The following is a 2,677-nucleotide window of genomic DNA, read 5'->3' as shown; positions in this document are numbered from 1 at the left end:
ACTGTTGTAATTGTAAGCAAGCTTTTTACGTTATTTGCTGAATCAAGACTATTTGCATCCGTGATCACATATTGTATTTGTTTGACCGTTTGTGCTGGATTGTCCGAAGTGTTGTAATACACCATACTTGCAATCGCTGACTGATAATTTGCTACTGTATTATTCCCGGACAAGGTCATTCCACCTGAAATAGCGTCATAACTGGCCGTCAACGTACTCATATCCGCAAAGGTTAATGTCCATGAGCTATTAGGGATAAGCACCGTCACGGTTACTCCATTACTGTTGGCTTCATCAAAGCTTAACTGATCTTCGTCTGGCTCATGTCCATTTGATATCCCAACAGTTGCTGAAGATAAGTGGCTACTATCAACATCACTTAAGTTAATTGCACCTATTACAATCGGTGCCCCGTTTTCAACGTAGGCTATGCCAGGAGTGGTATAATTAACTGGGAGTGTTACCACCGGCGCATCGTTCACGGGAGTAATATTCACCGTTATATCAAAGGTATTGGAAAGATTGTTTGCGCTTTCCCCGTCATTCACCTGAAATTGGATCACTCTTGCCGTTGTGGTGGGATTATCAGATAGGTTTTGATATTTCACCAACCTCAATACATCTTGATAGCCAACAATATCCACCGGATTATTGACATTGTCTATTGTTTCAATGGTGAGCACTCCTGTTGTATTATCAAAGTCGACGGATAGTTTGCTATATAAAGGATGAGTATTATCCCAATCTACAACTAAATTATCCTCACCTTGTACATAGTTGCCACTGATCGTTACCGTTGCACTGACCATATTGTCACTGTCAACATCATCAAACAATAATGATGAGTTAAGCGTGAGTAGGGTATTTTCCGTATAGGTTAAAGTGTGACTTCCTGAACTTGTGCTGATTTGTGGTGCATCATTGGTTGCAGTAAAGTTTAATGTGTAATTTACTGCTGAACTATTGGTATCACCATCATTGACTGACAAGCGTATTGTCCTATTATCATCACTAGGATCGTTACTCAAGTTATAATATTTGACACTCCTTAACACAGCTTGATAATTGGCAATTGAATCACTGCCACTTAAACTTAATAACCCTGTAGAGGTATTAAAAGTAGTTGTTATTGATGTTCCTGTTACATCAACTGTCAATCTATCTCCCAATTTAAAATTTAAAATACTCACTTGTGCGCTTTCTAGATTACTATCATCCGCATCCGATAGCGTGATAGTATTGTCAATCACTATCGCTGTTCCAATACTACCATCACTTTCTACATACGAAAGTGTATTGCTATGACCTTTGGTAATAACCGGTGGATTATTGGTTGCATTAAAGCTTACCGTTACACTCTCTATCGCGGAGGTTTTAGAATTAACGCCTTCACTATCTGTTACCGTAAAATCAATCGTTTTCGTTCCTAATGGATTGGCAGAAGTATTTTGGTATTGCACTGCTTGAAGCGCCGTAATATAGTTTGCAACTGAATCCACCCCACTTAGGGTCAATTCACCATTAGTTTGATTAAAACTGGTTATAATCGTCGCTGAAATCCAGCTTGGATCCATGCTTAAGAAATCTTCACCGTCTACATAGTTAGCGTTGATTTTAATGATCGCACTGCCAAGATTGGTACTATCAACATCCACTATATTGAGATTACTATCAATTGTTAAGGCTCCACTTGTTTCTGGGAAGGTAAAGCTACTTGTTGTGGTGACACTTGGCGCATCATTGGTTAGCGCAATATTAATCAGATTTTGTGCCGTTACCGAAACACCACCATTACTATCAGTGACCGTATATTTTATGGTTTTGCTTAAAGAACCATGGTTAGGCTCGATGGCAATGTTTTTATAATAAACGTGACGCATAACCGTTTGATATTGCGCAAGCGTTGCGTTACCGACTAACCCCATTACCCCTGTACTATCGTCATAGGTTGCTACAATTTGATTGCTGTCATCAAACGTGATTCGCCAAGATAGATCCGTTATCAGCGTTTCAACACTCGAAACTCCCGCAACACCACTTAAGGTGACCGTATTTAAAAATAAATCGTCTTCTTGAATTAAATGGCCATTATCAATACTAACCGTTGCACTTTGTAATAATGTATCATCACGATCACTCAGTACAATCGCATCATTCACGGCAATGCTACCGGTGACATCTTCTACATAGCTAATATCCGTTGTATTCACGCTAAGTGTTGGCACATCATTGATTGCATTGACTGTAATCGTTTTTGACACCACTGGCGAGAATACGCCTGCATCATCCACAACATATTCGATTGTCCTGACATCCGTCATCGGGGTATTGGACGTGTTCCAATAAACGATATTTTTAAGCGCATCTTCATAGTCACCGACCGAGGCATTTCCACTGAGGGTTAACACCCCAGCGCTAAAGCTATAGGTAATAGCAGTAGCGGGGTTGTCATTAATCCAGGTTTGACTCATGCCAAGGTAATCTTCACCGTCATGATAATTATTGCTAATTGTCACTGTTGCTCCGGTAAAGCCGACACTATCCACATCATCCAAGAAAAGACTCGGATCTAACACCAATTTGATCGGACTTATGCTATCATCTGCCGCACTTTCTGTATAAGGTGATGAAGTGGTTAAACCACTGATACTTGGTGCGTCATTCACGGGAGTGACAT

The 2,677-nt window shown here is 40.2% G+C and carries 1 protein-coding gene; it reads right to left on the bottom strand.

Annotation, left to right across the window (positions count from 1 at the left end; all coding sequences use genetic code 11):
- Nucleotides 1-2,677 (bottom strand): hypothetical protein (locus DNJ77_RS09705; protein WP_204723396.1); only part of this gene is annotated, 2,677 nt, incomplete at both ends.

The organism is Fastidiosibacter lacustris (genome assembly GCF_003428155.1).
In the GTDB taxonomy this organism is placed as follows: Bacteria; Pseudomonadota; Gammaproteobacteria; order Francisellales; family Francisellaceae; genus Caedibacter; species Caedibacter lacustris.
The sequence above is the reverse complement of the archived record's forward strand: the minus strand, read 5'-3'. Positions and strand labels throughout refer to the sequence as shown.